29 protein-coding genes are annotated in these 26063 nt (G+C 59.2%); 6 read left to right on the top strand and 23 right to left on the bottom strand.

Annotation, left to right across the window (positions count from 1 at the left end):
• The first annotated feature begins 46 nt into the window (after positions 1–46).
• Both G8E10_RS17800 and G8E10_RS17795 read left to right on the top strand, forming a co-directional pair.
• Positions 47–673 carry a hypothetical protein gene (locus G8E10_RS17800; protein ID WP_167130134.1) on the top strand — a complete coding sequence of 209 codons (627 nt, stop codon included), beginning with the start codon at positions 47–49 and terminating at the stop codon, positions 671–673.
• A 518-nt stretch (positions 674–1191) separates the two neighbouring features.
• A complete protein-coding gene (locus G8E10_RS17795; protein WP_167130133.1) occupies positions 1192–2562 on the top strand; it encodes a M10 family metallopeptidase C-terminal domain-containing protein in 1371 nt (456 codons plus the stop codon).
• A gap of 64 nt (positions 2563–2626) precedes the next feature.
• Here the strand turns inward: G8E10_RS17795 and G8E10_RS17790 are convergent, their stop codons facing one another.
• Both G8E10_RS17790 and G8E10_RS17785 read right to left on the bottom strand, forming a co-directional pair.
• Positions 2627–3655: a hypothetical protein gene (locus G8E10_RS17790; protein WP_167130132.1), complete on the bottom strand. Its 1029-nt coding sequence runs from the start codon at positions 3653–3655 to the stop codon at positions 2627–2629.
• 392 nt (positions 3656–4047) lie between these two features.
• Positions 4048–4332, bottom strand: a complete 285-nt coding sequence (locus G8E10_RS17785) for a hypothetical protein (RefSeq protein WP_167130131.1) — start codon at positions 4330–4332, stop codon at positions 4048–4050.
• 117 nt (positions 4333–4449) lie between these two features.
• On the opposite strand from G8E10_RS17785, the gene istA reads away from it, so the two are divergent.
• Together istA and istB are read left to right on the top strand one after the other, a co-directional pair.
• Positions 4450–5709 (top strand): IS21 family transposase, encoded by a 1260-nt coding sequence (gene istA, locus G8E10_RS17780; protein WP_167130166.1) that lies wholly within the window; start codon positions 4450–4452, stop codon positions 5707–5709.
• On the top strand, positions 5706–6587 hold the full coding sequence (gene istB, locus G8E10_RS17775) for an IS21-like element ISRel3 family helper ATPase IstB (protein WP_132449888.1): 882 nt from the start codon (positions 5706–5708) through the stop codon (positions 6585–6587). The genes istA and istB overlap by 4 nt, the downstream gene beginning before the upstream one ends.
• A gap of 108 nt (positions 6588–6695) precedes the next feature.
• Here istB and G8E10_RS17770 read toward each other — a convergent pair whose 3' ends face one another.
• The 3 genes from G8E10_RS17770 to G8E10_RS17760 form a co-directional block, all read right to left on the bottom strand.
• Positions 6696–7148, bottom strand: a complete 453-nt coding sequence (locus tag G8E10_RS17770) for a hypothetical protein (RefSeq protein ID WP_167130130.1) — start codon at positions 7146–7148, stop codon at positions 6696–6698.
• Positions 7148–7441, bottom strand: coding sequence for a hypothetical protein (locus tag G8E10_RS17765; protein ID WP_167130129.1), 294 nt, complete (start codon positions 7439–7441; stop codon positions 7148–7150). The genes G8E10_RS17770 and G8E10_RS17765 overlap by 1 nt, the downstream gene beginning before the upstream one ends.
• A gap of 81 nt (positions 7442–7522) precedes the next feature.
• A complete protein-coding gene (locus G8E10_RS17760) occupies positions 7523–8173 on the bottom strand; it encodes a glycoside hydrolase family protein (RefSeq protein WP_167130128.1) in 651 nt (216 codons plus the stop codon).
• A gap of 119 nt (positions 8174–8292) precedes the next feature.
• Here G8E10_RS17760 and G8E10_RS17755 point away from each other — a divergent pair, with 119 nt between their 5' ends.
• A complete protein-coding gene (locus tag G8E10_RS17755; protein WP_167130127.1) occupies positions 8293–9330 on the top strand; it encodes a class I SAM-dependent methyltransferase in 1038 nt (345 codons plus the stop codon).
• Between the two features lie 58 nt (positions 9331–9388).
• On the top strand, positions 9389–10384 hold the full coding sequence (locus G8E10_RS17750; RefSeq protein ID WP_167130126.1) for a methyltransferase domain-containing protein: 996 nt from the start codon (positions 9389–9391) through the stop codon (positions 10382–10384).
• Between the two features lie 20 nt (positions 10385–10404).
• Here the strand turns inward: G8E10_RS17750 and G8E10_RS17745 are convergent, their stop codons facing one another.
• From G8E10_RS17745 to G8E10_RS17660, 18 genes are all read right to left on the bottom strand, one after another.
• On the bottom strand, positions 10405–12276 hold the full coding sequence (locus G8E10_RS17745) for a hypothetical protein (protein ID WP_167130125.1): 1872 nt from the start codon (positions 12274–12276) through the stop codon (positions 10405–10407).
• Positions 12277–12311: 35 nt separating this feature from the next.
• Positions 12312–14552, bottom strand: a complete 2241-nt coding sequence (locus tag G8E10_RS17740; protein WP_167130124.1) for an SGNH/GDSL hydrolase family protein — start codon at positions 14550–14552, stop codon at positions 12312–12314.
• Between the two features lie 68 nt (positions 14553–14620).
• Positions 14621–15073, bottom strand: coding sequence for a hypothetical protein (locus G8E10_RS17735; protein WP_167130123.1), 453 nt, complete (start codon positions 15071–15073; stop codon positions 14621–14623).
• Positions 15073–17118 carry a phage tail protein gene (locus tag G8E10_RS17730; RefSeq protein WP_167130122.1) on the bottom strand — a complete coding sequence of 682 codons (2046 nt, stop codon included), beginning with the start codon at positions 17116–17118 and terminating at the stop codon, positions 15073–15075. Before G8E10_RS17730 ends, G8E10_RS17735 begins: the two co-directional genes overlap by 1 nt.
• The gene (locus G8E10_RS17725; protein ID WP_167130121.1) at positions 17118–17498 is read right to left on the bottom strand and encodes a DUF6950 family protein; all 381 of its coding nucleotides are present in this window, start codon (positions 17496–17498) and stop codon (positions 17118–17120) included. Before G8E10_RS17725 ends, G8E10_RS17730 begins: the two co-directional genes overlap by 1 nt.
• Positions 17498–18070: a hypothetical protein gene (locus G8E10_RS17720; protein WP_167130120.1), complete on the bottom strand. Its 573-nt coding sequence runs from the start codon at positions 18068–18070 to the stop codon at positions 17498–17500. The genes G8E10_RS17725 and G8E10_RS17720 overlap by 1 nt, the downstream gene beginning before the upstream one ends.
• A complete protein-coding gene (locus G8E10_RS17715) occupies positions 18060–18749 on the bottom strand; it encodes a hypothetical protein (RefSeq protein WP_167130119.1) in 690 nt (229 codons plus the stop codon). The genes G8E10_RS17720 and G8E10_RS17715 overlap by 11 nt, the downstream gene beginning before the upstream one ends.
• Entirely contained in the window at positions 18746–21289 is a 2544-nt protein-coding gene (locus tag G8E10_RS17710) for a phage tail tape measure protein (RefSeq protein WP_167130118.1), read from the bottom strand. The genes G8E10_RS17715 and G8E10_RS17710 overlap by 4 nt, the downstream gene beginning before the upstream one ends.
• Positions 21290–21304: 15 nt before the next feature.
• Entirely contained in the window at positions 21305–21496 is a 192-nt protein-coding gene (locus G8E10_RS17705) for a hypothetical protein (RefSeq protein ID WP_245506988.1), read from the bottom strand.
• 113 nt (positions 21497–21609) lie between these two features.
• On the bottom strand, positions 21610–21957 hold the full coding sequence (locus tag G8E10_RS17700; protein WP_167130117.1) for a hypothetical protein: 348 nt from the start codon (positions 21955–21957) through the stop codon (positions 21610–21612).
• A complete protein-coding gene (locus tag G8E10_RS17695) occupies positions 21957–22385 on the bottom strand; it encodes a phage tail tube protein (protein WP_167130116.1) in 429 nt (142 codons plus the stop codon). The genes G8E10_RS17700 and G8E10_RS17695 overlap by 1 nt, the downstream gene beginning before the upstream one ends.
• Complete coding sequence (gene gp17 / locus G8E10_RS17690; protein WP_281517646.1) at positions 22382–22771, bottom strand: tail completion protein gp17; 390 nt, start codon at positions 22769–22771, stop codon at positions 22382–22384. Before gp17 ends, G8E10_RS17695 begins: the two co-directional genes overlap by 4 nt.
• On the bottom strand, positions 22771–23223 hold the full coding sequence (locus tag G8E10_RS17685) for an HK97 gp10 family phage protein (RefSeq protein ID WP_167130114.1): 453 nt from the start codon (positions 23221–23223) through the stop codon (positions 22771–22773). The genes gp17 and G8E10_RS17685 overlap by 1 nt, the downstream gene beginning before the upstream one ends.
• Entirely contained in the window at positions 23216–23569 is a 354-nt protein-coding gene (locus G8E10_RS17680) for a head-tail adaptor protein (protein ID WP_167130113.1), read from the bottom strand. Before G8E10_RS17680 ends, G8E10_RS17685 begins: the two co-directional genes overlap by 8 nt.
• Positions 23566–24096, bottom strand: a complete 531-nt coding sequence (locus G8E10_RS17675) for a head-tail connector protein (protein ID WP_167130112.1) — start codon at positions 24094–24096, stop codon at positions 23566–23568. The genes G8E10_RS17680 and G8E10_RS17675 overlap by 4 nt, the downstream gene beginning before the upstream one ends.
• Positions 24097–24098: 2 nt before the next feature.
• A complete protein-coding gene (locus G8E10_RS17670; protein ID WP_167130111.1) occupies positions 24099–24470 on the bottom strand; it encodes a hypothetical protein in 372 nt (123 codons plus the stop codon).
• An 11-nt stretch (positions 24471–24481) separates the two neighbouring features.
• Complete coding sequence (locus G8E10_RS17665; protein ID WP_132442984.1) at positions 24482–24694, bottom strand: hypothetical protein; 213 nt, start codon at positions 24692–24694, stop codon at positions 24482–24484.
• Between the two features lie 51 nt (positions 24695–24745).
• On the bottom strand, positions 24746–26056 hold the full coding sequence (locus G8E10_RS17660) for a phage major capsid protein (RefSeq protein WP_167130110.1): 1311 nt from the start codon (positions 26054–26056) through the stop codon (positions 24746–24748).
• Between the last annotated feature and the right edge of the window lie 7 nt (positions 26057–26063).

Raw genomic sequence — 26063 nt, 5'->3', positions numbered from 1 at the left:
CTGACAATTCGTCGGCAATATGATCCACGCCCTGCGGAGGGATGTAATGTCGCATAATTTGAAAAAAATCGGGCAAGGGCTATGTGCCGCCGCAACGTTAGGCGTGTCTACTGTCGCAGCACTATGGGATAAAATTGGCGAGAAATACAATTCTGGGGCGCTCATTACGCTCTGCGTCATATTAGTGATTGGAGGTCTGCTAGTTTATTGTGACGGAGAAAGACAAAAGAAGGAGGAAGCGGGATTGACCAAGAAAGAAACCGTAACGGACCAGAGCGTCAATATTGGCCGGGACAATAACGGGACGATTGCTCCGATCTACGACAACAGAGTAAGCATCAATAGCCCGGAAATTGAGTGTATCGGCACTCCAGAGAAAACGGTCAATGCAGATGGAAGCGCGACATTTCGGTTCAGTTTGCGCGTGACCTCACCTGCCAACGGTCTACGTGTCCAGGCTCAAGGCGAGGCTTTACGGTCTCTTGCGATAATGAAGCCGCTGGAGACAAGAGGTGCGTCAGGCGCACTGAAGCAGAATACTAAGCGATGGCCCGGGACAAAAAGCCTCAACGAGCAATTCGAGGGCGCCTCTGGCTATTACGACATCGTCATCACAACGAATGATGGTGCTCAGCCAGGAGTATTCGCAACAGTTGATGACCTAATTAGCTGATACTCAGCCTGGGAAGCTTCGAGAAGCTGGGGGCTTTCAATCCGGCGTATCACTCTATGTCGCTTCGGACAGCTAAGGCATTGATCGTCCGGGACACACCATTGATAGGCCCGAGACCAAGCTACACATGGCACGCGACATGGCCATATCTTGGCGTCGCGGTGGAATTTTGTCGCGTTGCCGATCGCTTTCCGCCGGCCGGCTGCTTGAAGCACGTCGAGTAATCCGGGTGCAGTGTTTGCCGCAGCCTGAGATGGGAGAGCGCGCAGGGCGGCCTGCAGAACAGTGTCCTGCGGCTCGGAGCTGGCAATCGCCTGCGGAACTCGATGCCGGCGGCTTTATGCGGTCCAACTTGCGAAGTGTGGAGGCGGAGCGGTCGGCTGTCGCACAATAGAGCATCTCAACTCTCTCAAGCCAAGTCCTTGTTTAGAATGCCCTAAATACAGACTGTATAGACATATTGTCCATCAACCGGTAATGTTTCTACTGAAAATTGCAGTTCTATCGATGAGGTCGAGATGTCCGATTTTACAGTTGAAGATCATACGCCAGCTGGAACTGTGGTCGCAACTTTTCCGGATGCCGAAGGCACATACAAAGTCGTTGATGATTCTTTTTATTGGGGTGGCTGGCCGAACTATACGGAGATGCGGGATTTTTTCGAGTTCCGTGGCAATGACTTAGTTACCACCCGAACCCTTGATTTCCGCGATGCAGACTTCGTTTTACGCATCACGACAGCAGAATTTTCGATCAGGGGCGAAGGCTCGATCTATACCATTCATATCAACGACACTGTGGACACCTTTATAGGAACAGCTAATCAAGAAGAGCTCCGTGGTACTGCTGGCGCCGACATCTTCAACGGCATGCAGGGCGATGACTTTCTTTATGGCGAGCGTGGCATCGACAAGGCCATCTTTTCCGGCAACTTTTCCGACTACGTGTTCAAGCAGGATACGAACTCGATCAGGGTGTACGACACACGCGCTGGCGGTGACGGAAAAGACCGTCTTCAAGGTATAGAGGTTCTGCAGTTCGCCGATCGAACCATTGATGCATCTGCCCTTGTGACGGACACAGCACCTGGCAATATTCAAATCAGCAATCGTCAGGTCTCAGAAAACCTGCCGGCCGGTACTGTCGTGGGCGTCCTGACAGCGGTTGATCCGGAAGGGAGAGCTCTAACGTACTCGCTTTCCGACAACCGCGCGTTTCGGATAGACGGCGACAGGGTCGTCACGACACAAGCTCTCGATTTCGAAACGCTGTCCACACACCATATCACGATTACCGCAACGGACCCTGCAGACAACAGCATCGCGACTTCGTTTCAGGTTGATGTGCTCGACGCAGTCGATATCCAAAAAGGAACAGCGAACGCGGACACTCTTCGTGGCGCTGCTGGCGTCGACAACATCCAAGGCTTTGCAGGAAATGATCGCCTCGTCGGCAACTCTGGGGATGACACTTTGATCGGTGACGCTGGCAACGACAAGCTGTTTGGCGGCAATGGAAACGATAGGCTTTATGGCGGCGCTGGAGCCGATTTCCTGTCGGGCGGCACCGGCAAGGACGTCTTCATCTACAGATCGATTTCCCAATCTACGCCATCAGCTGTGGGCAGAGATACGATTTCGGATTTTGATGTGAAGAGCGGCGACAAGATAAGCCTGTCGGACATCGATGCGAATACCAAGGCCGCCGGAAATCAGGCCTTCTCATTTATCGGGACGAAGGACTTCAGCGGTAAAGCGGGTGAGCTGCGCTACGAGAAGCAGGCTTTCAACACCTACATCTATGCCGACGTGAATGGTGATGGGAAAAGCGACTTCTCAATCCACCTGGACCAAGCGACGCCCGTTATCTCGGGCTTCTTTCTGCTCTAGGGCGGATGGGAGCGGGGCGCCGCTGATCGTGGCGAAGTGGACGGGCCGCGGCGAGCGCGCCACCCTAATCCTTGAACATCCGTAAGCTGAGGTCTCTGAACTCCATCGTCGTGATATTCAGCCCGGTGAGCTCGTATCCCAGATTGAATCCGCCGATCTTGTAATCCGCAATATCTCCGGACGTGAGAATGCCTCTCTCGAACCCCATTTCAACGGAACGTTTGGCAGAGGGAAGGATGTCGCCGTTGAACTTTATCCATTCACCGCTGTGGGCGTTCCCCGTCGTCATTCGATCGGCCGGGACGAAGTAAATAAGCATCTTTGTGCCCGGATCGACGAGCGCTTGATCCATCTTCTCCACTGGCTTCGCCTGCCGGTCATCATAGAAGCCGACCTGCAGCCAGACATACTGACCGTAGCCCTTGCTCTTGTTGTTCAGGTTCTGGATCGTGATGTTGACAGGGAAGAGGATGGCGTGCCGGTTGGCATCGTATCCTGCCTTCTTATTCTCGTCGTCGTATGGAAGCTTGAACTCCATATTGAAGATCAGCTTCTTCATGTCCTTGATCGAGCCAGTATCTCGGCTGTAGGTGCCAGGGGCTGAGATTGTCTGACCTGCGATCAAGCTTGGCGCGGACCTGCTTGTGTCGCCATACTTCCCTGCGAATTCGCTATCGCCGTTCACGGCCATCTCGACCAATCCGCCGGGGTGGAGGACAAGACGCTTTTCGAGGTTGGCCCAGCCGTACCCGTCGCCGAATTTCTGCGGGTCCGCTGTGAAGCTGCTGCGGCTCCCCCATTGCCTCAGCTCCCACACAGGCTTGACGTCGGCCATTTCCGGATATGCTGGAGACTTCAGATCGTAGCGCGTATTCTCAGCGCAAGCGCCGGCCTCAGGGCTGTTGCAAGCGGGTGTCGCAGAAAAGCCCGCTTCGAATTTTGGGTCTGCGATCAGCTCTACTCCGTCAGAGCCGGACGGAGGGAGTGTTCGCTCGACGTTGAAAAGCTGTTCTGCAGACGCTGCAGAGGACAGCAATGTGAGCGAGCAGGCGAAGGCAATGCGAAGCGCCCTCGTGGAAATTCTAAGAGACAACAGCGCAATCCTTTTGAAAGAGACAACCTGATCTAGGCAGGAACGAGACCTACTGAACTCGTGTCGCGCAACTGATACCAGGGCTTCCAGCCCTTCACCGTCTCACGGTCAATCACCCGGCCGTCAAGGAACCAGTCCGTCTCCCACTGCCAGCCATCAGCCGCAGCTGCCGCTGCACGGCGAGTAGCGTCGATGATTAGTCTGGCGAGGTTGGCCGGAGAACGACGACCTTCTCGTTGAGCGGCGGTAGATCCTCTGTAGAATGAGAGATTGGGCACTCTGATGTTGGTCAGGCTGGTGGGGCAGTTTAGCATAGTCGTCGTAGAGGATGGTGCAAAACTGGCTTTGGTAGGAGTTCATTGCAACGGAGATAGGGTCGCCCTGCCCAGCGTCTAGCGCCGGCTGATCTCGCGATGTATACGAAGCTCTTCGCGGATCCGGTCCATCTCCTCCGCAAGGCCTGCATTAGTCCGTACCGAGTCCTTGGCGACGGAGTTCATCGAGACCAGCGTAAAGTTGAGCGCCTCGAGAGCTGCGGTCGCCTTGTTGAGCGCGGTCGGATCAACGATGACGGCAGCCACCTGTGCGGTGGACGAACTGCTGGACGGGGTCGCGCGCTCACCTGATAGCAGGCCGAGATGCCGAACCCCTGTCAGTACCGGAGCAATACTCCCCAATAGTGCCGTTTGAATCTTCCCCAGGTGCTGCGGCCGCTGGTCTTCCGGGGCGCGCCCCGGAAGACCAGCGGCGCGTCATCGTCAATACTCCTTCCGATGGTCGGAAGGGGGATATTGGTGATCAAGCTGAGGGAGACGATCATGATCTTGGATCTGCATCAGCAGGGCCTGACAGTGTCAGCTATTTCCAGAGAAACCGGCATCGATCGCAAGACGGTGCGCAAATACATAGAGCGGGGCCTCGAAGTCCCGGCTTATGGACCGAGAAAGCCTCGCGCGACGGTTATCGATCCGTTTGCTTCATACCTGCGGGAGCGCGTGAAGACCTATCCCGGCCTCACTGGCAGTCGGTTGCTCCGAGAACTCCGGGATCGAGGTTATGCCGGCGGTTACACCGCCGTCACGGACTTTCTTCGTGACGTGCGACCTCCGGCAAATCCAGGTTTCGAAGTTCGCTTCGAGACGTCGCCAGGCGAACAGGCCCAAGTCGATTTCGCCCAGTTCCATGTCGTTTTCACCGACGAGCCAATGACGCCAAGGATCGTCTGGTTGTTCTCGATGGTGTTGGGTCACAGCCGCCTCATCTGGGCACGCTTCGTCATGCATCAGAACCTGCCGACGGTCCTGCGTTGCCACATCGCCGCTTTCGAGGCGATTGGTGGTGCGCCGCGGGAGGTGCTCTACGACCGGATGAAGACTGCCGTTATCGGCGAAGGTCAGACGGAGGGCATCATCTACAACCGTGCTCTCATCGACCTGGCCCGCCATTATGGATACCATCCTAAGGCGTGCAAGGCCTACCGAGCCAAGACAAAAGGCAAGGTCGAGCGGCCGTTTCGGTATATCCGCGAAGACTTCTTCCTCGCTCGTTCGTTCCGCAATCTCGACGACATGAACGCCCAGCTCCGGCATTGGCTCGACACCGTTGCCAATCCAAGGAAGCACGCGACGACCCAGCGTGTCGTCAACGAGGCCTTCGCCGAGGAGCGGCCGTATCTGCGGCCGCTACCCCTGGCACCGTTCAAATCCGTTCTGAAGCTAGAGCGACGCGTATCACGGGAAGGCATGGTCAGCGTTGGCGGCAACACCTACAGCGTTCCGGATGCCACACGCAGTCGCATGGTTGAGGTCCACTCTCTCGCCGACGAGGTCCGCATCTTCGAAAACGGCACATTGATCGCCGCTCATCCTGTGCTGGAGGGCCGCAAACAGCGCCGAGTCCATCCCGATCATCGACGATCGATGACGCCGCAACACAGGCCAAGGACAGGAGACGAATCCCTTGTCGTCAAGCCTGCCGGCGACACCGTGCTGCAGCGGTCGCTCGCCTTCTATGACGCCGTCGGCAAAGTCCTGGCACGGGAGAGCCGCCCATGAGCGCGACCCTCGATGCCATTCCATCCATGATCGACCGTATTCGCCATGATCTCGTCGGTCTGAAGATGCCGCGCGCACTGGAAGCACTCGACCATGTCGTTCGCCGCCTCGAGCACGGTGAGCTATCTGCCCTCGAGGCTATCGATATCCTGCTGTCCGAGGAACTGACCCTGCGCGAGAACAGCCGCATCAAGACCGCCTTAAGAATGGGGAGGTTGGCGACGATCAAAACCCTTGCCGGTTTCGACTTCACCTTCCAACCTTCCCTCGACCGAGATCGCATCTTCACCCTGGCCCAGCTTGGCTTCGTCGATCGACACGAGGCCGTGCATTTCCTCGGCCCACCTGGAACCGGCAAAAGTCATCTTGCCACGGCGCTCGGCGTCGAAGCCGTCAAAGCTGGAAAGAGCGTCTACTTCACGAACCTTGCCGACCTCATCGGTGCGCTGGCCCGTTCCGAACGTGAGGGTCGGCTTCAGGAGCGCATTCGCTTCTTCTGCAGGCCAAGCCTGCTCATCGTTGACGAGATCGGATATTTACCGGTCGTCCAGGGCGGCGGCAATCTGTTCTTCCAACTCGTCAACGCCCGATATGAACGAGGTGCGATGATCCTGACATCAAACCGCGGCTTCGCTGAATGGGGCGATGTCTTCGGCGATCCAGTTGTCGCCACCGCGCTTCTCGACAGACTGCTGCATCACGCCGTCGTCGTGCAAATCGAGGGATCGAGCTACCGATTGCGCCAGCATGCCGAATTGATGCCGGAACATGTTCGCTCCAAAGCCCTCATTGCTCCGCCCGCATTCGCTCCACCTCAAAAGCCACGCGGGCGCCCGCCGAAAAATCCCCAATTCTCCCTGGCATCCACGTCGGCATAAATGGGGAATTTTACTTCGGCACTTCTGGGGAAAATTCACGCGGCATTGACAACCCCGAAGATGACAGCCAGCCCCAAGCCGAATGCAATGAGCAGCGGCAGGGGAAGCTTATCGAGATTTTCCATTCCTGGCTTCCCCTTGGTCATGCGCGGCACGATTGATGTTCACCAGCTCGCCAAGGGCGAACAGCGGGTAGATAGCGAGCCACGTCGAAATGACGCCTGAGGACCAGTAGCCATATGTGATGCCGCACCAGATGAAGAAGCCGATCGCCGCGGAGAGCTGGCGAATGGTGGGAGTGACGTTCTTCCTTGCGCCATTGACGATCAACCCGCCAACGCGCAGCACGCCTAGGCCAACCATCACCCACCCGAGAAGCGCGGCGTCACCGAAGATGGCACGGAAGCCCGCCCATGACGGCTGGACTAAGAGGCCATCGGAATAAAGAAGCACGGCTCCCCAGAGCGCAGTATGCGCCGCAAGGAACCATTCCATCATCCGGGGGCCGAAACGGTGCTGGATGCGGATCCAGATGCCCGGGCCGGTGTAGCTCTCGGGCATCAGGCTCTCCCGTCTAGCGGGTCGGTAGTGACCGTTGTCGTCACAACGCCATTCGCCGGGGTGATTGTGGTTGTGCCCGACTGGTTGGTCGTCTGCTTCCCTACAAGGAAGCCGATGGCGCCGCCGGCAAGCGCGTTCATGGCGGATGCCCAGCCGGGATCAACTGCGAACTCCTGCCCGCTGTAGAAGGTCAGCGCAGTTTGCAGGAAGCCGATGGCGATGTAGGCAATGATAATCATGAGCGAGGCATAGACGCCCGCGCGCTCGCGGAAGGTGGAAGCGTTGTCGGGCATGGGCTCAGCTCCAGATGAAGGTTGCGAGGGCCGCGAAGGCGAGCCCGGTGAGAGAGGCGAGGATGACGATATCAGCGCGTGTCATGCGGCACCCCCGAGGAACTGCCTGCGCTCTGCCTGACGGCGCGTGACGAGGCCTTGCAGCGTCTTGCCGCCCGCCTTAACCCAAACGCCGAACTGATCAGCCGCCCCTGCCCTGTCTTCCGCGTTCACTTTCTTGACGAGGGTGGAGTCGGAGAACGCCTTGCCGCCGATGTTGAAAGCCAGCGAGACCAGGGCGTCGAACTCGTTCTGCGCGAGCGGCACCTTCACGGCATCGAGCACTGCCTTCTCGAACGTCGCCAGATCGCGCGACAAGATTTCGTCGGATTGCGCTGCGGTGATCTTCATGCCCGGCGTCACGGTCGGGGCTCCGGCTGCCGTCGTGTGGCCTACGCCGATAGTCAGGATGCCGACGCTGTCACGGTAGGCCGTCAGCACGTTGCCCTCGCGCTGCGTGATGGCAGCCCGGCCGGCAGCGCTGGTCACCATCCGACGAACCTGAGGCACGCTCTTGACCGGGAAGAGCTTCGCCAGCGTCTTATCCCCGACATCGCCATCCCGCACCAGCCCGTTGGCCGACTGGAATTGCCGGATCGCATAGTCCAGATCAGGGTTGTCCTTTCCGTCCAGCTTGCCTTTGTAATAGCCACGGCGTTTCAGCTCGGACTGGATATCCAAGGTGGTCTTCATAACGATGTCCTTTGCTTAAAAATCCCTGCGCCGTGTTTGGTTAGCGCGTGGTGACGAGATCCGGTTGGCGCGGCTTGAGCGCTAGGCTATCTTGCTGTCAGCGGCAGGAGTGAGAGCAGATGAACCCGAACAATCCATATCCGCATGAAATTGCATTTGATCCACACGTATGGCTGCCCTCTCCCAAGTCGCCGTACAGACCAGTCGATGGCACGATTGAATGCCGTGAACTTATCAACGGCTTGATCGCCGCCAATCTGGCTCTCCCGCCGGCAATCCCTCGTCTTGAGCCAGTAGCAACGAGCCAGATATTAACGAGGCTATCAGACACAGAGCTACAGACCGTGCGGACGCGCGTCTCAGACCTAGGCTATGATGACAGCGCGCATGCGCAGTTGGCAGTCGCAAGTCACGAGTTCCCGGAATTGATAGAGAAGCTGCGGACGTCTCTCCATAACCCGCCTGACCATATTCATCGGATGCAAAGGGGCAGCCATTATATCGGCGACCTTTATAACGCCGATCTGGTCGTTTCCACGCTGAAGCTTCTAGGACTGGATATCGAGCCGGCAGGCAGATACCTAGATTTTGGTTGCTCTTCCGGGTCGCTCATCCGGGCATTGGCGGCATACAGCCCCACCTCCGATTTGCACGGCGCAGACCCCATCAAGTCATCGATCGAGTGGTGCCGCGAAAACGTCCGCGGCACGTTCTCTCACTCACAAACAACGCCGCCGCTCGCATACCCCCCTGAAGAGTTCAATGGCGTGACTGCCATATCCATTTGGTCGCATCTGGGCCAATCAGAGGCGCTCGCTTGGTTCGATGAAATCCACCGCGTGACGAAAGCCTCAGGCTGGCTTCTGTTCACGGCAAGCGGGCACACATCCGTCCGGTATTTCAATGATACCCAGAATTACCCGAGGCGGGTTTTGGCTATCCTCGAAGGGTTCATGAACAGCGATTTCGTATTCGAAGAAACCTATGTCGACGCTTCCCCGGAAGGGCTCAGTGCAGCCGGCTACGGGAACGCCTACTTCAGCGTTGACTGGGTCAAGCGTAACTTGCTCGACAAGTGGGAGATCGTTTCGCATTCCCCAGGGGCCAATCAGGGGAATCAGGATGTCTACCTAATGAGCAAAAAATCATCTGCTTAAGTTGGTATGAATGAACTGTAGTTCCCGACAGTGCTGTCAGCGGCAGGAGTGAGAGCAGATGAACCCGAACAATCCATATCCGCATGAACGGGCGTTTGCGTTACAGAAACGTGTCGGAAAAGAAGGGGAGACGTTTGATCACAGTACCCGCGCCACGCGCCCAGTCTTCGGGCCAGCATTAGTACAATGCGGTAATGACATTTTCTGTTTGTATGACGGTCGCGCCCGATGGGTGCCGAATGAAGACGTACTGATCGCTCATCAGCACTTTGGCCCGCCACAGAAAGTGAGTGCCGATGTTATTTCTTCATCGCGTTTCGGGCCGCAATTGCCGACTAAGAGCTTCCCTGCCGCGCTTGCCGAAATGACATTTAGCCAATTCAGGCAATATCTCTGCAGAGATCTACAAGGGGTCGGCTTAGAGTTTGGGGCGGGGCCTCGCCCAATGGAGGTCCCCGCTTTGTGCAGAATGCGCTATGCCGACATATTCTCTCCCGCCGAATTTGCAGAAAAGTCGACCTCTATGAGAGGCCGGAGCGACCCCACAAAGTTCGTTGATATCGACTTTCAAGACAGCATGGACGAGATGGCTACAATTGAGGAATCTTCGGTAGATTTCATAATCGCCTCCCACGTAATCGAACACGTGCGTAGCCCTTTGCGCGCACTGAAGAAGGCTTTTGACTGCCTTAAGCTGGGCGGCACCATTATTTTAGTGGTTCCAGACAGAAACAGGACTTTCGATAAGAACCGCAAGATCACATCTCTAGACCACCATCTGGCCGATTTTTATATGCCGTCACGTGAGAGAGACCTTGAGCATTATTTTGAGGGCTCTCGAATTGTTGAGATGTTCACAGGCGAGGCGCTCAGGGCCAGAGCCATGAAAAGATGGGCCGACAGAGTAGACACGCACATGCATACTTTCACCCCGGAAAGCTTTCAGGAGATAGCTGAGTGGGCACGCAGTCAGATCGGATATGGTGAGTACGAGATTTACGAAGGCGCACTACAGACGCCTTCAGACGAATTTTACGTGCGCCTTCACAAGTAGCCAATAAAACTCTGGCCGCTTCAGATGTAACCTCCATCATTTCCAACCGTGCCCAAAATGGTGCGTGGTGCGGCTGACTTACTCAAACCGGCCGCACCCAGTACAGCGCCGTTCCTGATGTGAACTTTGTTGCCGGCAGCCAAATCAGTGATATTGCCATCGGTGGAGTAAAGCAGCGGCATTTCGATAAATACCAATGCTGGCCCATCAACCTTCACCAAGGATTTACCAGCCGCCGCCTGATTAAGGTTAAGGTTATTGAGAACGACAAGACCACCAACGTTGGCCGCGACATGTACATGGTTGTCGGTGACTGTGCCTCTACCGTTCAACCCGATGTATATCTGGTCCGATCCCCCACCAGTAACCCTTAGAGCCCGCTCTCCTGCGTTCAGGCTTGCGCTGTCAATATGAACGACCTGGCTGTTGTCGATGTCGATCATTGTTAAGGCGCCAACACCACCACCATCCAGCCTCCCAATTTTTACGCTGGTAGCATTCTTGATTTTTAGGCCGTCTCCGTGATCAAGAAATCTCATTTTGGTAGAGCGGAATTGCGAGGAGTTTCGTTCCGTTGAGGGTAGAATACTGACGTGAGCGGCCCCCGCTATGGGAGCGGAGATCGTGCCGACGTAGAAATTATCGAATTCGCATACCTCACACCCTTCGAATTTCGGACCGGTATAGTGGAAACCGGCATCGATCTCACTCACGGAGATGTCGTTCCAGTTTCTCCAGACCGGGCCCCAGACATCGAAATCGCAGGTGAGACGATCGAGATGCCCCCAGTTCCCCTGCCCGATCACGCTCGTATCGGACCACAGCGACTGGGCGACACTCGGCTTTGAGAAGTCATGATCGCGGTTTGTCGTCAGGCATCCCTTCATGGCGCCCGTCTGTGGATGGGACGGGTCGATGCGCGAGCCGACGTTGATAAGCCGGCCGGCATAACCAAACGCCGAAAGATCGACAGTGCAATCGAAAACGCCCTGGACGAGGACGGCTTCCTGCCCGCCGCCGCTCACGACATCGGCCGTCGTCGAGTAATCGACATAGTAGCCGTACGAAGAAGCCCCGGAGTTCCACCGCCCGCCCTTCAAGAAGGACGCCTTCATCCGGAACCCGATCATGTTGCGAACCGCGATCACGGTCATTGCGACATTATCCGGCGTGATGGTTCCCTCGCAGACCAGACTGACATTATGCCGCCCCTGCCCGTCAAGGACGACAGGCGTAGATTGCCGATAACGTCCCTGCGGAAGCACGATGCAGGCACCGTCACCAATCGTGGAGATCGCATGGTCCCACGCCGCCTTCAGGGCAGGGCCCACGTCGGTCCCGACGCCCTGCCCGGTGCAGTCCGGAACAGCGCCATGATCTGTAACGAACACAGCGCGCTTTGCGATCGCGTCGATCTGCGCAGAGGTCGCGCCATCGGTAATGCCATACCCCTCCAGCGTTGACGGCAGCCCCTCCAGATCCGAAAACTCTGTCGTGCCCTGCGGCCCCGGGATCGGCACCCCATCGAGAATGACCAGCGAAGACGCGATGGAAGACAGAGCCCCGCGCAAGGCCGGGCTTACAACGAATGCATCGACCGTCCACGCGCTGCCCGACCAGAACGCAAGCGGCCCATTCGTCTCGCCATAGACGACGGAACCGACATTGACTTCGCGGCCGGTGTCGGCGTTTCGGGCAGCGATAGCGGCGTAAGCGTATAGCGTGGTTAGCACACGCCCGAAGCGCACAACGGTGATCGCCAGCCGCGTGTTTGCGCTGAAGCTTTCGATGTGGGGAATGAGGCTAATGCCTCCGGTATCGTCGCTTGAAAAACTCTGAGCGGCCCATTCCTTCAAAGCTTCTTTGGTCGCGTAAATGTTCGAGGGGTGCAAAAGTGCCTCCTATCGTTCTGTGATGTTGTGGAAGGTCAGGCGAAGGTCAGCGAGGCGTAGTCGCCGAACTTCCGGAACTCGTAAGCGCCAGGGTGACCGCGCATGGTCGCCTCGCACATGGTGTCGGCAGAGATCCCGATGGCGCCTTCCCGGCCGGGTCCGGAGATGCGGCTGAGGTCGATGTAGGCGACGCCAAGGCGGCGGAAGGCCTGGATCTGCTGCTGCGTTTGCCACTGCCATTCCAGCAGCGTCGTGCCGTTGAGGCGGTTGGGTCGTGGGCAAGTGATGCCGAGCACATCGATGCCGGCGCTTCGCAGCGCGGAAATGCCGACGAGGTAATTATTGTAAACCCTATCGGACGGGATCTCGTTCATGCCGAACTGCCAGACGGCCAAGTCCGGATCGTCAGCGATCAGCGCGTTAAGGCGAGCAGGATAGGTCCCGTTCGGCACATCGCCAGAAATGACGTTGTTGTCGGACGTCGTCCCCGAGATGCACCAGTTTCGCGGATCGAAGACCGACCCATAGCGCGCCTTGAGAAAGGCCATGATGTGCCAGTTCATGCCCAGATGAACATGTGCACCCGCACCGCCATCGCCATCAAAGCGCGCATAAGTGGCGCGAGTATCCTCCTGCGCGGTCTCGAAGTAATCGACGACATCCCGGTTAGAGCCGTTCGGAGCGTAATAATTGACGGGCGTGTTCGGCGCCGTGGTCTTGGACACGGCTCCGATGCTGTCGCCATACCAGGCATAACGGATCGCCGCGCCGCTATTGAGCTTGCGCAGGAACGTCGCAAGGCAACGGCGATTGTACTCAAGGTGCGCAAGGTGCTGCGCCTCTTCGCCTCGCATGACGAAGTCCTTGAACTTCCAGACTTCAATCAGCTCGACGCCGCTCGGCTTCACAAGGATATTGAACAAAGGGACGTTGCGCGTCTGCTCGGCCATGACTGAGATGTAACCGTTCGGATCACCCTGCCGCTGGAGGCCGGGGCCGTAGGCGAGCCCACCTGTGGACGGGTCCACGCCGAAGATGTCATAGCGGAAGAAATTGACAGGAACGCGCGCCACGTTGCCGACCGCCTGCGCAGTCCCGAAGTCTGACGCGATCGGCTCAGGCTGCGTGTCGATCGAAAACTGCGGGAATGTGATGCGCCATGCAGCGGCGTCGAATGCATCCGACTGGTTGAGATCCAGGGGTCCGTTGAGGATGGGCCGGTACTCGGCATCCACTCCGGTATGCCCACCCGCAGAGCCGGGAACGATGACCGCCTCATAGAGCGCGCAGGCAATCAGTTCCGTGCCGTCGCCACCGAGGAAGTAAGGGCCTGCGATATCGGCCGCGAACACGCCACGTTTCCAAGGCGGGTCGACCGTATCGTTGACGTAGGTTCGACCACGTGCGGCACCGAACGGAATTGACTGGTTGTTCGCATCAAGCGCCATGACGTCGACGAAGAGCAGATCAGTCGCCGCGACGATCGGGCCGTTGCCGGAGACCGGGATAATCGCCTGCTGAAACTTCGTATAGAGTAGCGGGTCCGCAATGCAGTCGCGAACATCGAAGTCCGTCCAGTTCTGCACCACGACATCGCCGGCTACACCGCCGGGTGCGACGAAGTAATTCGGATTGCCAGAGCGTTGGCGCTTCGTCAGCCGCGTCCGGATCTTGGTGATACCGTTGGCGCCGACGATCCAGAACGCAAAGGCGCCGACCGTCTGGCAATCGACCTCTATCGGGATGCCGATCGACATGACTTTGGTGCTCGACCCCGGCCCGAAATTATCGCCGGCGAACAGGTATTTCCGGCGCGTGCCGCCGATCTGGCGATAGCGCTTTCCGGACTGGCGGGAGAAGTCGGTGACCTTCGTATCGATGATACGGTCAGCGTTCTGTCGCGCCGTGATCTCCGCAGCGAGGCCTGCAATGACGTTGGCGACGTCTGCCGCTATGCCGCCGGGAAGCGTGATGCCTGTGAGTGACCAGCTGCCGGTCCCCGATGCGCCGACCTTCGTATAGACGCCGATGTAAGCAGGGTTCGGGTCGGCATAGACGACACCCAGCGTGCCGGACGGCCGCGCAAGGTCTGCAAACAGGCTGGCGCGCGTAGCGTAAGCAATCGCATTGCCGATGACGATGCCGTTGAGCATGCTGATGAGCTGCGTATCGATAAGACCGAACAGCGTGCGAACATCCGGCTTGTACGGCTCGGTTGGCTTGGTGCCCGGGCCGTCCGCGTAGACCGCCCTTGCGAAATCGGTGATTTGGCCCATACGGAGGTTCTCCATGCGAAAGCGACCCGCCAGAGGCAGGGTGCAATAGGTTCAGATTGTTCGGTCGGTCAGGCCGCCGGAGGACGGAAGCCGCGAAGGCGGATGGGCATTGAAAGTTGTCCGGCGACGGCCAAGGTGGGCAGCGCATAGCTTACGTCGACGACACCCTTGGATGACACGAAGCCGGTTGACTGCAGCACCAGGCTACCGAGCGTCACGCCACCGATTGTCGCGCGCCCCATGGGGTGGACCTGCACGAGGTCGCCAAGCTCAGCCTTGGCGGCCGCGGCCGTAAGGCGCTGCGTGGACGGCGACAGCGCAACGGTGAGAGCCTGGTTGACGGTGACGTAATATTCCCAGACGAGGTCTGCCGCCTTCATTGATTTGTCGACGGCAGAAGCCAGGTCTTGAGCGGCCTTAGCCGCAGCTTTCGCATCGGCAGCATTCTTTTCAGCTTCAACCGCCATGGCTTTTGCATCAGCGGCAGAACCAAGCGCATCGCGATAATCGGTTACGGGCATCACGTCACCACTACGTTTGCCGTTGGGCCTGCCGGCGTGTTGGCCAGCAACCCGGACGGGTTCTTTGAAGTGCACCAATAGCGCCATGTCCCGACACCCGGGGTGTCGGCAAACTCGATCACTTGGTTTGCCGTCACGCGAAGGTTGCCGGAAATGTCGGTTGCCTGGGCAAAGGTCTGAGTTGCCGTGCCGCGCTTGAACATGAGGTAGGCCGAGTTGTCGTTCGCCGCTCGGGCACTCACCGTCACGACCGTTCCGGCAAGAACCGCCTTGAGCTGTAGCGGCGTCGCCGAGCGGTCCGGGTCAGCAATCGCCGGAATGTTCTCGACGATCGCCCAATCGGACGGTGTGCCGCCTGCCTTCACCCAATGCACCCGGAAATCATAGCTCTGGCCATCAGCGAGACCGATTGCTTCTGCGCGCAGCTGGTTGTCATCCACGGAAACCGGTGTCCACTTATCCTGATCTGCCGGCGAGATCTGCGCTTCCGCCTTAAGATCATCGCGATCCGGATAGGCCGCCCACGTAGCCGTGAGAACGGCGACCTTGCCCTGCCCTGACACGACGCGCTGACCGCCAACGACCAGCAGGCTTGCCGGCTTTTCGAACGCATCGTCCTCGAAGGTCGGCGGCACGATCGGCGGCGTTCCCTCTTCTGCGCTGGTCAGCTGGTACATATCTGCCGTCCGACTTGCGACCGTCATCTTGATGGTCATGGTGTCGTCGTCTTCCTCATATGTCTCGACTTCGAAGGCCTCGAAATCAATACCGAGATCGAGCACTTGAATGCGGATGAAGCGCTCGTTGCGCGCCTTCAGGCCATAGAGGTCGGTGATAACCGTCCCACGCCATCTTGCTGACGCACGGCAGAATTTCAGCTTGGCGATCCGCCGCCCGTGATGATGGTTCTGGATCTCGTAGGCTTCGATCGGGACAGCTCGAACACGGCCGGTCTGGCTGATATCGTCCTCATCACGCCAAGGGTCCGTCGTCGCCTCCGAATAGGCAGCGAGAGGATTGGTGTACTTCACCGTCACCTCATTGGCTTCCCGCAGCGGGCCGCTGGAGTCCGCAAGCTCATAGTCGATCAGGTGGCCGTCTGCGATGAAGACGGTCGGCTCGACCCACTTTCCCGGCTGGATGCCGATCTTCCCGTTCGCCTTCAGGATCAGCCGGCTGTCCGTCGCTGTCTCCAGGCGATCGATGATGTCGACCGGCTCGGTTTCCAGCGTGTAGGAAAGCTGCCCGTGATATCGACGCACGGTGCCCCCGCCATTGGTCGGCAGGATCTCGTCTCCGAGCGTTGCGGCCGCGGCGAAATCTGCATCGTCGATGTAAGCGGCCGAGATGCCGGCGCCATCATTGTTGATGAGCCAGTCCCGGAAGATCAGGTAGAGGTTGGAGGTCCACCCCATCGCGCCGGTGCGCGGGTCAAGCACGATACCGTCCCGCCGAACGCTCTCATAAGCCGGGATGCGGTTCGGGTAGACCGCGCTGAATTTCTCCTGCTTGACGCCGCGCGCATGCATGAAGGTGGAAACGCAACCATCGCCTCGATGCGCCGCCGTCCAGACTTCCGGATAGACCGAGATCAGTTCGTTGTAGGCCGTCTCGACGGGCAAGCCGAGGCGGTTCACGATCCGAACGGCGCCCTCATATTGTTTGTCGCGAATCCACCCATCAGGGTCAGGGGTCACCGGCCGGCCGTCGATGTAATGTTCTTCGAAGCCGTCGCTGCGACCTTCACCGATGTAGATGACCTGAAAGAGATTTCCCTTCTTGGTCCGGAACAGGACGTACGAACCGCCCGTGCGGACGCGCCCGTAGTGTTTCCTTCGAGGCACGACCGACTGACGCAGCGTGCCTTTGCCATCCTGCGGCTTGATGGTTGATGGCTTTGCGCCGAACAAGGCATTGGCGGCATAGGTGAGCCCGAGACCGATGCCGCCGGCCAGGATCGAGCCCAGGGTCGTCAGTGCGCCCGTGGCCGTCACCAACCCACCAATGCCTGCGGCGGCAATCCATCCAACGATTGCTGCTGGCATCAGACGCTCCAGGCCTTCAGGAAGCCGCACCGATGGCCGGCCATGCCACGTTCAGCTTTCACCATCCAGCGACCTGTCGGCCCCATGATCGCCGCGAACTGGTGACCATGAACCTCGATCACGCCGATATCACCGGCCACCGGGTATTGAAGCCGCTTGGCACCGACGCCGGCGGCAATCTGCTCTACGAGGGCAATGATGCCGCCAGCGCGCTCGACGACGCTCAGGCACTCGCTCTCTGTCGAATAGGTGCCGCGCAGATGAGCGGCAGGATCAACGCCGTGCCGAACCTGCCACCAGTTCGCCAACATCATCGCACAGTCGTTCACGCTCCAGATCAGCGGGGATCTGGAGGCTTCAGCCAGGAATGTTTCGAGCATCAGAAATCCGGGAACGTGTAAGGGCGTTCGATACCGGCCACGTCCGACGCGAAGAGGTCGCCGGGGTGGCGGAGCTGCTGGTCGCGATCGGTCATGTACGAGAACCGGGCTCGCTTCTTGCCCGCGAAAGGCGTCTCTGATGAGATCGAGACGGTTCGAACAAAACCGCCCTCATCAGCCGTGCGGGACGATGTCAGCTTTCGCATAAGGCCGAAGTACGTCGCGTACGGCAGATCGAGGCATTGCCACTCCTCGTCAAAGAACTGGTCATAGACGATCGCGGCACGGTCATAATACTCCGCTGCTTCGCCCTTAGCCTTGGCAGCAAATGTCTTATCGACGCCTGAAAGGGTAAGCTTCAATTCGGGAGCACTACCCTTGATGGATTGAGCAACGCCGCTAATTCGTCCAGCGCCGCCGAACCCCAACCAGAGCTTTCCGTCCTTCGTTTTTAAGGTGCCGAAGCCGTTCCATAGCCCCATAGGGCCAGAAGCAAACATCAGCTCTACGAGCCTTGATTTCCTGACAACGCGACCGGAAAGCTGGGCTTCAATGGTCTGGTTAAAGTCCATTCCAGCTTTCCTCCAATTCGATCGATGGGCGAGACCATCGCCCCATATCAAGCGGAAGGTCCCCGCTTTCAGGGCTGGAGAGGTTCATCAGCATCTTCGGGTCCGCAAAGTCGACCTCGGAGCCGTTCGGAAGATCGAACCGCAGCGGCGGCAGAAACTCGACATCCACGAAGCCCCCGGACTTCTCCGGCGGCTTCGTTATCATATGCATGGACGGCCGACCGCCGGAGCGGACCGTGAAGTACATTCCGCGTTTAATCGGGCCGGCGCGCTCGATGAGGAAGCGAGCGGATGTACGCCGAAGATCAAGATCGCCCGACGACGAAACTAGGATCGTTGATTGGCTGTAGCCGGACCCGTCCGAGAACAGAGACCCGTCCGAGTGGGGTATCCCGCCGATGATCGGCGGCAATCCTCCAAGCGTCGGAGCCTGGAACTCATCGAACGGCCCGATGAGAAGATCCTCAAGGCCACCCTGAAGAGCGCCGATGATCCCGCGCCATTCCAAGATCCTGTCAGGCGAGAGAACCGGGAAGCCAGACATGGTCGCGGTCCAATAGCCCGCGTCCGTCCCGATCTTCTGGCGCTTTCCGGAGAAGCTCACCGGGCCCATGGTCAACATGGGTTTGATGCGGAACATGACCTCCGCAGGGATCAGCAGAGAGGACCATACAATCATGTCTCATTCCGCCAACTGTCAGCCTGCCGCGTCATCGCCATCTTGTCATACTGCTGAAGAGCCCCGCGGATGAGGCGAACCGTGTTTTCCGAGGCATCGCCTTGAATGACGATGTCGCCACCGCGATAGCTGTCGCCGCCGGTATTGCGCTCTTGTCCGGGCTTGGTGATCGAGACGCGCTCGTTCGGCGAGGCTTTGAAGGCGACGAGCTGGCTGTCGATGCCACCGGTCCCACCGACGTTGAATTCGCCGCCATCCTTGAAGCCAACCAGCTTCTTGAAAGCGTTACCGAGGAATGAGCCCAGGCCACCGCCGCCGCCATCGGTCCCGCCTGCCGCCGTACCCGTGCCGAAGATTGCGCCCATCAAGGCTTTCAGGCCATCGTTAAACGCTGCCTTGCCGAGTTCAGAGAGCACGTCTTTCACGGAGTCTTTCAGGCTTTTCGATCCGTCTATCAATCCTGAGAAGGCATTGCCGAGGGTGCTGGCAAGATCCTCGCCGGCCTGCTGCATCGCGGAAAGCTCTTTTGTTGCTCCAGAAGCGGCATCCTTCACCCCGGACATGGGGCTGACCTTGTTCTTTCCGACCGCCCCGAGAGCAGCAGAAACTTCAACCGCCGCCCGACTGGCCGCCGCCTTGGCGGTCGGTGTCCCCGCCACGATGCCGTTCGCGAGGCCCTGCGTGACGAAAGTGCCGACCTCGTGCATCACCCGAGAGGGGGAATGGATATCGAAGATGCCAGTGATCTTGTTATAGGCTTGCGTCGCGACGTTGGACGCTGCATCGACCACACGGCTTGCACCAGCAGCGATACCGTCCGCAAGGCCGGCAATGATCTGCCCGCCGATCTCCAGCATCCTACCAGGCAGAGCGGCGAACACGGCGACGATCCGCTCTCCGATATCCCTCATCTGCTCAGGGATCGCCTGAAACGTCGTCAGCATAGATCCGGCAAAACTGCTCAGGCTTGAAACAAGCTCTGCGATCTTGGCCTTGATCGCATCGAGCGCGCCCGGAAACACGACGTTCGCGATGTTGGTGAACATCGTTCCGAGGTTTTCGAAAGCCAGCCGTACGGTTTCCGATGCCCCTGTCAGATCTCCTGTCAGCAGCTGGCTAAGGTACTGCCCGACCAGGCCAAGCTGCGTCGCCAACCCGACGACCGTTGTCTGAATGACCGAGATCGCACCTTCGACGATGGCGGCCGTCGCCGGGAACGACGTCTTGATCTGTTCCCAGTTCTGGTAGAGCGCTACACCTCCGGCCGCCAGCGCTGCAAAAGCCGCAATCGCTGCGGCGACAGGCGCGCCGACAGCCGCAATGCCTGTCGCGACGAACCCAAGAGTGATCAGAAGCGGCCCGAGAGCCGCCGCGACGCTGGCAACGACCACGCCCCAGTTGAGCAGTTGAGGGTTTGTTTCCGAAAGACTGGAGACGAAGTCTGCAAGCTTGGAGATGAGGCTCGTAACGAAAGCCAGCAATCCGCTGTTGGCAATGTTGATGGCCAGCGTTTCGAGCGCGCCGCCAAGCTTCTCCAGTTCACCGTTGAAGCCTTTCATCCGGGCCGCAGCCTGAGCGTCGGCCGATCCCTTGCGCTCGATCGCGACGGCGAGCTTGTCGATACCTGCCGCGCCCTGGTCGGCAAGCGCCAGCGCCGTTCGCATGGCATCGGAGCCGAATATCGTCGTCACGGCATCGGTCTTTGCCTCGTCACTCAGGCCGGACAAACTGGTTTTCAGCTCTTCCGCAACGGCCGCCATGGATTTCATGGAGCCATCGGCATTGAAGAACTCAAGACCGAGTTCCTTCATGGCATTTGCGGCGGCCTTGCTCTTCGGGGATAGCGTCGTGAGGAAGGTCTTGAACGAGGTTCCCGCATCCGAGCCGCTGTTGAACACAGATGATGTGCCCGCGATCGCCGCGTTGAAATCCTCGAAGCTCACGCCAAGCGCGCCTGCGACACCGCCGGCCTGCGCGATCGCATCCTTGTAATCGTTGAACCCGAACTGCGAGGCAAGCGTCACATTCGTGATGCCGTCCACGACGCGACCAAGGTCTTTCGCCTCGATCTTGAACTGCGCCATGACGTTGGTTGCGACGTCTGCCGATGTGGACAGGTCGCCACCAGTGGCCTCGGACAATTTGATGGAAGCCGCCGCAGCGCCGTCAAGGATCTGCGTGGCCGTCAAGCCATTCTTGGCCAGCATCTCCATCATGTCCGCGGACTCGGATGCCGACTTCGACGTGTTCGCACCGAGATCCAGCGCCATCTTCTGCATCGCGGCAAACTCGGATGTCGACGCGTTGGTTGCGGCCTGCACCCGGTTCATGGACGCCTCGAAGTCGCCGGCCGTCTTCAGCGTCAAAGCACCCATCGCTGCGAGAGGCGCAGATACATAGGTCGACAGATCCTTGCCGGCCGACTTCAGGGAGTTTCCGACCTTGCCCAACGCGCGCTGCGCCTTTCCAAGGCCATCCCAGAACTCAGCAGTATCGATGCCGAGGTTAACCCTCAGCGCCCCAATGACGGCACTTGGCATATTATCTGTCCTGTCTTACGCGGTTTTCCGCTTCCGCGTGGCGCGGCTGCTCAGCCATGATCGAGTGACGGCCTCGATCTCTTCAGGCGTCTGCTTCACGCGCGTTTTCTTCACGGTCAGCATGTCCTTCAAGGCGGGCATTTTCCTCACACGATCGAGCTTGGCGATGTGCCAGGCGAGGCTCATCCGCTCGTTGCGCTCGCGCATCTGGCGCTCTTGTTCGCCCGCGAGAATGACGCTGATTTCGCGAAGCGTGAGCTGCCAGAACAGCTCGTAGGGTTGACCGATTGCGACCCATTCGGATACCCGCGACGGCCAGCTTAAGCTGCTGCCGCCGCCTTCCGAGGGCGCGTGCCCGGCTCTTTCTTGGGGAAAGCAGCCTGAAAGGCCTTGCCGATGAGCGGGCCAGCTTCAGCCACGCCGATCTCGTCTATGATGTCCTCGCACTCCTGCAGTGTCGTGCCGGCATGGTGGCGCTGCAGAGAAGCCCAGAAGATCGTCCGGAGAAGCGACAGCTTTACGGATTTGCCTGACAGCTCCTGACTGATTTCGGAGATGCCCTTGCCCAGGGCATCCTCCATTTCACACATAGCGCCCGTGCCGATTTTCATCGTCCAAGACTTGCCGAGCGCATGGAAGGCGACCTCACCGCGTTCTTGATTGGCCATCAGGCAGCCTCATCCCACGTTTCCGCGCCGGAGACCGAAACGGTGATCGTTGCCGTCATGCGATCGTCGACCGGGACGTCTTTTTCGTAGCCCGTGATCTGGGCCTCGAACGCGACGCGCGCCTTGTTGGGGAAGGTGATCCGGTGAAGGACCGTCTCGCCGGACTCGAAAACACGACGGATCAGTTCATCGGTTGCGCTGCCCGGAACCCAGTTGATCTCGATCGAAGCTTCGCCGCTGTCGATCAGACCGGCAATGTATTCCCGACGACGGCCGGGGCTCTTCATGTGCGTGGCTTCCACCCTGTCGGCAGTCGCCGAACCGGGTGTTACCATCGTGACTTCGGCGACAGGAATATAGGCCGGCACGGACAGCGTGCTGTCCCAGATCTCATATCCGGTGTCGTAGCCGAGAATGGCTTCGGTCATTGCGGTTCTCCATAGTGAACTGTGATGTCGAGGGATGAGCGGAACTTCGTCGTCACCGTGCCCGCGTCCGCTGCGGGTAAGTCTCGATGGTCTTCCAGAAAGACCGCCTTGAAGGCCGTATCTTTGTAACCGTTGAGGCGCGCCTCGATGATGCGAGAGACCTCTTTCGCCTGAGCATAGGTGTCCGCATACGCGTCGATCTGTACACGGCTCCGGACGAGGCCCGAATGGCCTTTCATCGTGTAGGAGCGGTTCTTGTCGATCACCTGCACGACGACGAACGGCGCAAGATCAGTCTGGCTTGCGCGGCCAGGACGAACCTTGCCGTCAACGATCTCAATCAGGTCTGCATCCGATAGGAGCAGCGCGATAAGGGCCTCCTCCATCAACGCCTCCTGCCGGCCCTGCGCGCCAGTCGTTCTGCGGCTCGCTCGATCTCACCCCAAAGCGCGTTCTTAATGTGATCGAGCGTGGCGTCTTTCTTTCCGTCCCATGCTGGACGCAACCAAGGTTCGGCCGCCTGGTGCTCATTGCCGAACTCATCCTGCATGCCGGCGGGATCGCTCGTGCCGATAAAGACTTCCGAGAAGGCGCGATCATCTTTCGCCTGCTTCTTATGCAGTGAGGCCTGGCGCCGGGTCAGCTTCGTGCCGACATCCGTCGTTTCTGTCAGATGGAGCGTAAGCTTCGGCGCGTTCGCGCGAGCGGCTTGCGCGACCGGCTCGCCTGCATCCTTCAAAACCTTGCGCAGAACGGCTTTGCCGGTGGATTTCGGCAACTGACCCAGCGCCCGATCCAGTTCCTTCAGCCCTTCGATCTTGATCGTGACCTTAGCCATTGTCAGCATCCCGGGAGGCTGTGATTTCGATGAAGCGATGACGCCCCTCGTCCAGCTCCTTCACGCCGTTGATCTGCCAGACCACTCCATCATGGAGGATGCGATCGACCGGAGTGATGGACCGGGTAAGAATGGAGGAGCGAACTGTGAAACGACTGACTCGAAACGAGCCGACTTGGCCCGCAGCCAGCAACTCGATTTTCTGGCTATCAGACGCGTCTCGCCGGCGAGCCCATACCGTGGAAAGATCCTGCCAAGTGCCGATCTCTTCGTTGAACGCGTTGGCTGCCATACCAGCCCTCTGAAGCGTGATTTTCCGATCAAGCTGCGACACGTTCACGGTCATGAGAATACCCTCAGAGGAGCAAGCAGTGTCGCGATGACATCGCGCAACCGGTCGCTATGATCTCCGTCATCGAAATGGATTTTGACGTGGAAGAAGATCGCAGTCTTGATCTGCTCTCGACGCGGATCTCCAGCAACCATCCCGGCGACGTAGAGGACACGGGCTGCCGTCATCGGGGGCCATGCGGCTCCTTCAATCGGGCGAATGAAGCCAGCATCATCCATTTCGTAGGTTGTGTCAGCGACAGCCTGCCATTCGCCGTCGCGATAACATTGGATCAATGAGACAGACATCAGTTCCGGATACGGTACGTGAACCTCGTCACCCAACGCCCCGGTCGACCACTCCAACTTCTGCTCACCGAAGCACCTGCCGACCCAGCCGGTCGGCCCATCGAACTCAGCCTGAGCCGCAACGATGAGCGACGCGATAACGCTGTCTGCATCAGGATCGGAGATGCGGAGGAAGGTTTTCACTTCCTCCAGCGTTACCAGCGCGGCAGGAGGTTCGATGACGCGTACCGTCATGATCAGTCGATCAGCGCAATGAAGTGGCCGACCTTGGCGTTGCCGCCCTGCGCCACGACGATCTTGATGCGGTCATTTGCGAGACCAATCTTGTCCTGCACAGCCGTGCCGCCAGCCGCATAGAGAGCGGCTGCGCCAGCAGCAGACTGCGTCGGCGCGCGCGGATACCGAGCTGCCGAGGCGTTGATGTTCTGCTCGCTCCAGATGGTTTCGCCCGTGGTCTCGGCCGTCACGGTGAAATCGACGCCGTCGGCGAAAGCAGTGGCACCGTCCTCGACGTAGTGGATGCTGTGCAGCTTGCCGGTTGCGCGCGGAGAGAACGCAGTCGCGGTACCGTCCGCGGCCGTCTTCACTGTCATTTTCAGACGTTTCATGGTCGTAATCCTTATGCCTGGGGCTTGGTCTTGGCTGCCCGGGGAGTTGCGGGAGATGCTGGCTCGCCGTCGCTGCTGGCAGGCACGAGGAGACCGCTCTTGACGAGTTCCTTGACGACCTTGTCCTTGTCGGCGAGGCGGGGGTCGGTGAGCAGGATCTTATCGTTGCGGCGCACGCTGCCGAGGGAGCCGTAGAACGATCGGGATGCCTTGAAATACTTCATGCTGTCGTCTCCGGTTGGCGGGGCGGCGAACTGGTCACCGCCCCGTGTCGATTACTGGAACTCGCCAGTGACGAGGGCGGCCGGACGCTTGACCGCGAGGGCCAGACGTTCTTCCGCGCGGACGGTCAGCATGTTCTTGACGAAGTTGTCGCGGTCTTCGCTGGAAATCAGTACCTCGACATCCATGCGCTTGTAGACCTTGGCCGCCACGCGGAAGGCGCCGGTCAGGAACTCCGGCTCGGCCATGGCCTGCGTTGCGATGACCGGGCGGCCCCAGAGCTGCGGACCTGCCATCTGCACGACGTTGGCGAAGATGTAGCGGAGCTGGCCGTCCTTGGTCAGCTCGATCTTCGCCCAGCGGGTGGGATGCAGAACGATGCCGTCGGCCGGGTACTCGGCAAGCGATGCCTGCAAGAGTGCGAGGCGCAGCGTGTCGATGTCGGTCTCGTCGGCCGGCGCGAACGCCGGATTGTAGTCGGTCGCCTGCGGCACGAGACCGTGCAGGTGCTGACCCGTGCCATCGCCCTTCAGGATCTCGTTTTCCTTCACGAGCTCCAGGCCGTAGCGCAGCTCGCCGTCGATTTCGCCCTGCAGCTGGGGAATGTCGTCCATGGCCTGGCGCGACACCGGAACCCAGTGAGCGATGGTGCGAACCGGCGCATCGTCGAGTTCCCAGACGTAGTTGGACTCGGGCTTGAGATCCCCTTCAGCAACGGCGGCCGCGGCGTTGATGCGCTGGACCATACGAGCGTACTCCACGGAATTGACCGTGATCGGCACCGAGTTCAGCAGGTTCAGGATCGTCATCTGCCGTCGCGGGATCTCGACGACCTCCGTGTCGCGTGCCGGTACGATGAGGGTGCCGGCCGAGCCGCCCGCCGTGGTAATCGCGTTCTGGACATCGATCTTGATCGTGCCCTTGGCGCCCTGTGCGACGAACTGCTTCAGCTTGTCGGAGCCGGCAACCTGCTGACCGAACGACTTGACGTCGTCGCCGCCACCGCCGCCGCGACGATTGTTGGCGAGCTTCTGCTCAAGGTCCGTGTTGCGCGTTTCGAGCGCTTCGATCTTGCCTTCCAGCTTGTTCTGGGCGTCGTTCAGCTTGGCCTGCATCGTCAGCAGTTCGTCGGCCTTCGCCTTGACCTCGTCGGAGGTCTTGCCAGCGTCCTTGGACTGCTTCAGCGCGTCTTCGGCGGTCCGCTTGACCTCGTCGCCCACACGGCCGACTTCGGACTTGACGTCCTTCAGGAGCTGTTCGAGCTTGCCAGCGTCGATATCGTTACGGACAGCGCCGATGACGGCGAGAGGGCGCGCAGCGAGAAGGGCCGCGAGCGAAACGCGCGGCATCATATGCTTATTCATGATGGTC

The organism is Ferranicluibacter rubi (genome assembly GCF_011603255.1).
In the GTDB taxonomy this organism is placed as follows: Bacteria; Pseudomonadota; Alphaproteobacteria; order Rhizobiales; family Rhizobiaceae; genus Ferranicluibacter; species Ferranicluibacter rubi.
Note: the sequence above shows the minus strand (reverse complement) of the source record. Positions and strands in the feature narration are given on the sequence as shown.